The following is a 5,330-nucleotide window of genomic DNA, read 5'->3' on the forward strand; positions in this document are numbered from 1 at the left end:
AACAATAACTAATCGCCGCGGATACGCGTCTAATCGGGGCGCCCGAGACTCTGCTACTCGAAGCCGCCGCTAAACCCAACGCCGAAAATTTTAATCCGGCAAAGAAACACGCCGCTGAGGAACTCGAACTCTTTGCGACGATCCTTGCGGTTGCTGACCCAACGCAAGCGTTGGTGACCGGCGTTCGATCAAAGGGCGATGAAGTGATTGTCACCGTGAGCAATGGATGGCACTACCAACCATATCAAATTCGGTTGCAGATCGCCCAGAACCTCTGGCAGGGATGGGCGAATATCCACAGCCCACATAAACCTGATTCGGCACGTCTGTCAGTCGTCGTTCTGAATGACAACAAAGTCGGCGGCTCCCGAGTCTGGGGCGGCTCACTGATTTGGGTGCAAGAAGAATGACGCAATGGAGAACAGATCTTCGGCTCGGTCCTCAATACGAAATAATGCTTTGTGGCGACCGACCGTTACCCAGCATTTCTTTAGGGTTCTTCGGGCAATTGGGTTGATTCATCGCTTTCTCCCCCTCCTCCTTTCGTTTCCTCCGCGGCGGAAGACCGAGCGTCTGACCGCGCCCAACGCATTGGTCAGCAACGCCCGGTGACGATCTATCGGATGGTGTTGGCCGGAACAATCGAAGAAAAGATCTTGGAACTGCACGCCACCAAACGAGATTTGGCCGACAGTTTGCTCGAGGGCACCGACCGCAGCGGCAAGATGAGCACCGATGAGTTGTTGCGTTTGATCAAAGAATGATCGCCCGTTTCTGGGCCCCGATGACTCCGGCAATGGCTGTAACGGGCCTGGTGCGAGTGAGTGCAGTCGAAAGGTGGACGGCACCTTGCGGCAATGGCAGACGCCCGCTGCTTGTTGCCGCCGCCAACCCAGGTCGACTCCCATAAGAATCCCGTTTGGGATAGCGGGCAGCCAGCGAACGGGTCCGCGCTGAGCCATTACTTCGCCGGATAGATGACTTTCCAGTCCTGCTTCATATCCACGATCGTCCAGCCTTTCTGCTCGGCATCGTCGAGGGCTTTGTCGAGTTGGCCGATGTGCGATTCGCGATCGTATGCCCATTCCCGATCTGCGTCGGTATGGTGCACGATCAAACCGAAACTCGGTGATCGAGCGATCGTTGTGTACTGCAGCATTGCCCAATCACCGTCGGAGTTGCCTGCCGCGAAAACGGGGCGGCGGCCGATGTGGGAATGAATGCCGATTGGCTTGCCTTCTTTGTCGTCGATGAAATCAACTTCCGGCAAGCGAACGATCACCGGTTTTCCATCGCGAACTTCATAGCGTGTCTGGATGCTGCTGCCGACAACCTGTTCCGGCGGGATGCCGTAGGTCGCTTCCGTCCATGGACGCATGAACTCGATGCCGCCGCCCGAAACGATGAACGTTTTGAAGTCGTTGGCTCGCAAGTACGCGAGCAATTCCAGCATCGGCTGATAAACCATTTCCTTGTACAGACGCCCGGTCTTGGGATGCTTCGCGGTGGAGATCCATTCGGTGACAATCTGCTCGAACTCGTCCGCGGTCATGCCGGCGTGCGTGGTGGCAACGATCTCGATCAATGACTTTTTGCCGCCAGCCATGACTGCTTTCAGGTCGCCTTCCAAAACACCCTGAAAGGGTTGCTGGGTTTTCCACTCGGGGTGATCCGGTGCCATTGCTTTGACCCGGTCGAGTGCAAACGCGAGTTGGAAGTAGTACGGTTGTTCGCTCCACAGCGTGCCGTCGTTGTCAAACGTCGCGACCCGTTCATCGGTAGGAACGAAGTCCGGCGACCCTGGTTGGGTGACCTTCTCGACGAAAGCCACAATCGATTGCTTGGCGGCCGTTTCGTTCCACGAAGGAAGAGGATCGTCCGCCACCGCGATGGACGAATTGGTCAGCATCGCCGCGAGATAAGCGAAGAGGAAGGCACAACAATTGGTTTTCATGATTTCGTTTTCGTTGAAAGATAAGTCGACCTTGCGGAACCGCTCGATCGTCACTGGGCCGGTGCGTGTTTCACTCTCGAGTTGACGCGGTGGGTTTTCCCTGTAGACCTGCAGCAACTCACTGGCTGCCTTGCTGAACAGAATCATCACCCAGGTTTTCGCAGTGAAGCTGGTTATGAACAAGTCATATCGCTCCTGGGAGACTTGCCATAAAGCATAAACCGTCGGGACGGCGACTGCATACTTCTGCGGTCCACGAGATCCCAATTCGGATGCGGGGTGCAACCAAACAGTTGACTCGCCCGCAAGTGCCTGTACATTGCAGGTAACGGCAAGTCGGAGCTTGAACGTGATGAGTGACGAGCCGATGCTTCCTTCTTCCAACTGCGGAGACTGATTCAGGTGATTCAACCAGAAACCCGCCGCATTCGATGGCCGCGACTTGCGATGGTCGTTCGCCTGTTATTCGCTCTGTTCCTGTTTGGCACCGGGATCATGACGATGAGCTTCGCCATGCGGGGCTATCCGGTGGACAAAACGCCGGACGAGGTCGGACGATTCATGATCGCGTTGGAACAAACAGGCTATCTGATTTTTTGGGTCGGTTTGTTCAAAACGGTCACCGGCGCGTTGATGTTCGTGCCGCGAACGGCCCCGCTGGCTGTTTTGATGTCGCTACCGTATGCCTTCAACATTCTGCTGTACGTGACGTTCTTCGCCCATCAATTCCTGGCCATCGGGATTCCCGACTTTGCCGCCTGTGCGGTGCTGATCTATTGCTACTTCGATTGGTACCGCCCGCTATTCCAAGGACCATCGCTCCCGAAGAACGCGACGTCCCGTGAGGCCGAAGGTGCATCGGAGGCCGCGAATGCACTTTGACAGCGAATCGACTCCGGGATTCGCGATCGGTCGGGTCGCTTATTTGATGCGAACCCGGATGGCCGCGGTGCTCAAGCAGGCCGATTGGCCTTTTACACCGGAAGAGACTCAGGCCCTGGTCACGCTGGCCGATGTCGGCGAACCGCTGAGCATGAGTGATTTGGCGGCGAAAATGGTCCGTGATCCGACAACCGTCAAGCGGCAGTTGGATCGACTGGTCGAACGCAAATTCATCGAGCGAAGTGTCTCGCCCAAGGACGCTCGGATCGTGATGGTCGGTTTGACCGCTCGCGGTGAACAACAACTGCAAACCGTGCTGCCATTGCTCGATGAGCTTCGCAAAAGCGCCCTGCAAGGCATCACCAAAACGCAGGTGGCCGAGATACAGAAGGTGCTTCAGAAGATGCAATCCAACCTCGCGAACCATGCATTGAAAGACCATGCATTGAAAGACTGATCAAGTGGCCCGGAACGACCTTCCCTTCGCTGCACCCAAGTGGTGTTCTTGCGATTTTTCTGCCTCACCCCGCCTGGCCAATCGGATCCATCCCATTGCGTTTGGTGACTCGATGGATGCCCGAATGATGGAGACTCGCGTTGGCTGAAAAAACTCGATCCAAGATCATGCAAACGCTCACGCGATTTGGCATGCGGTCACTGTTCATTCCGCCGTTGGTCGCGGGCATCTTCATCGCGATCTGGATCGTGGGGAACCGTCCGCAACCGCAACGGGAGGTCGCCGACGAAGCATCGCGAATGCTGCGTGTGATCGATGTTCCCGTGGTCAACGTCGTCCCACGTGTTGTCGGATACGGTACAGCAACACCGGGACAAACTTGGCAAGCCGTGGCGGAGGTGGACGGCCGAATTGTGGAAGTCCATCCGGAGCTAGAATCGGGTTCGTTCGTCAACAAAGATCAGTTGCTGCTCAGGATCGATCCGACCGAATACGAGTACGCGGTCGCTCAACTGGAAGCCGAGATCGAACAAGCCAAAGCGTTGATCGACGAACTGATACGAACCGAAGAGAACTTGAAAGCGTCAATAGCGATCGAACGCGAAGCGCTGAATGTGACTCAGCGTGAAATGGAACGCTTGCGACAACTGGCATCGCGAAGTGCCACGTCACAATCAGAATTGGACACACAACAACGGTCGATCTTTACTCAGCAGCAACGCCTGCAGGACCAAACCAGTGCGTTGAACTTGTTGCCCGCACGCAAACAAAGTCAAGAAGCCAACCTGGCACTCAAGCAAGCACAACTGGCTCAAGCGAAATTGGACCTCAAGCACACCGAGATCCGTGCTCCGTTTCACTGCCGATTGGGCACGGTCACGTTGGACGTCGACCAGTACGTCGGCACGGGCCAGACTCTATTCGAGGCCTACAACATCGATTTGGTCGAAGTCGAAGCGATCACGGAGTTTCCGGTCGACGTCGAAGATCCCGTCATCACGCAACTCGGACGCACCGAAGCGGTGATGGTCTTGCTGGTCACCGGCCCGATGCCAACGGGTGACTTGAAGATTTACTGCGAAAACCTAAAGGACCGTTTGCAACAGGTGCCGCAAGTATCCCTGGTCGAACTGAGTGGATTTTCCGATCGCCAGCTTCGCGTCGAGCTGTCCGAAGAAGCGCTGCGACGTTACAACTTGACCGCGGCCGACGTGGCCCGAGTCATCGCACGGCAAGGCATCGACATTCCGGCCGGTGCGTTGGAAACACGCGACAACGAAGTCCTGCTGCGTTTTGTGGAACAGCGTCGCACGCCGGAGGAGCTCGAGGACCTGATTATCAAAGGCACGCGTGGCGGAGCAGAGATTCGCTTGCGTGATCTCGGCCAAGTCGTCGATTTGTTCGAAGACGAAGAAGTCAAAAGCTTGCTGGGCAACGAGCGGGCCGGTGTATTGCGAATCGAAAAAACGAAAACGCAAGACGCGATCCGCGTGACCACGGCGGTCAACGAATTCTTGGAAGCCGAACGCCAACGGCAACCGAACGTGAACATCGCCGTCGTCAACGACATGTCGACACTGATCAGCGATCGCTTGCAGTTGGTTCTGAAGAACGCGGTGCAGGGGATCATCCTGGTTTTCTTCACGTTATGGATGTTCTTCAACCTGCGGATGTCGTTCTGGGTGGTGATGAGCCTGCCGGTATCGTTCCTTGGCGCGTTGTTCTTGATGCCGATGCTGGGCTGACCATCAACATGATCACGTTGACGGCAATGCTGTTGGCGACGGGAATCTTGATGGACGACGGGATCGTCATTTCCGAAAACATTGCCCGGCATCTTGGCATGGGCAAACCGGCGATGCAGGCCGCGGTCGATGGCGTCAAAGAGGTTGCCGGCGGTGTCGTTTCATCGTTCCTGACCACGATCTGCGTGCTCGGTCCGCTCGCGTCGCTGGCGGGTTTCATCGGGAAAGTGCTGCAAGTCATCCCGATGGTGTTGATCCTGGTGCTGGCGGTCAGTCTGATCGAAGCGTTCAT

The 5,330-nt window shown here is 56.2% G+C and carries 5 protein-coding genes and 1 pseudogene; 5 read left to right on the forward strand and 1 reads right to left on the reverse strand.

All coding sequences use genetic code 11. The features are described 5' to 3' along the window. Positions 1–173: 173 nt before the first annotated feature. On the forward strand, positions 174–410 hold the full coding sequence (locus ACF8AM_RS16135; protein ID WP_392556622.1) for a hypothetical protein: 237 nt from the start codon (positions 174–176) through the stop codon (positions 408–410). 198 nt (positions 411–608) lie between these two features. Beyond that, positions 609–764, forward strand: coding sequence for a hypothetical protein (locus ACF8AM_RS16140; protein ID WP_392556623.1), 156 nt, complete (start codon positions 609–611; stop codon positions 762–764). A 197-nt stretch (positions 765–961) separates the two neighbouring features. Here ACF8AM_RS16140 and ACF8AM_RS16145 read toward each other — a convergent pair whose 3' ends face one another. Next, positions 962–1,954: an HAD family hydrolase gene (locus ACF8AM_RS16145; RefSeq protein ID WP_392556625.1), complete on the reverse strand. Its 993-nt coding sequence runs from the start codon at positions 1,952–1,954 to the stop codon at positions 962–964. Between the two features lie 447 nt (positions 1,955–2,401). Between ACF8AM_RS16145 and ACF8AM_RS16150 the strand changes: the two genes are divergently transcribed. The 3 genes and pseudogenes from ACF8AM_RS16150 to ACF8AM_RS16160 form a co-directional block, all read left to right on the forward strand. Next, complete coding sequence (locus tag ACF8AM_RS16150; protein WP_392556626.1) at positions 2,402–2,836, forward strand: hypothetical protein; 435 nt, start codon at positions 2,402–2,404, stop codon at positions 2,834–2,836. Continuing rightward, positions 2,826–3,293 (forward strand): MarR family winged helix-turn-helix transcriptional regulator, encoded by a 468-nt coding sequence (locus ACF8AM_RS16155; protein ID WP_392556624.1) that lies wholly within the window; start codon positions 2,826–2,828, stop codon positions 3,291–3,293. Before ACF8AM_RS16150 ends, ACF8AM_RS16155 begins: the two co-directional genes overlap by 11 nt. Before the next feature lie 299 nt (positions 3,294–3,592). Continuing rightward, a pseudogene (locus ACF8AM_RS16160) lies at positions 3,593–5,330 on the forward strand (efflux RND transporter permease subunit); the annotation flags it as partial.

This window comes from Rhodopirellula sp. JB055 (genome assembly GCF_043100905.1).
GTDB lineage: Bacteria > Planctomycetota > Planctomycetia > Pirellulales > Pirellulaceae > Rhodopirellula.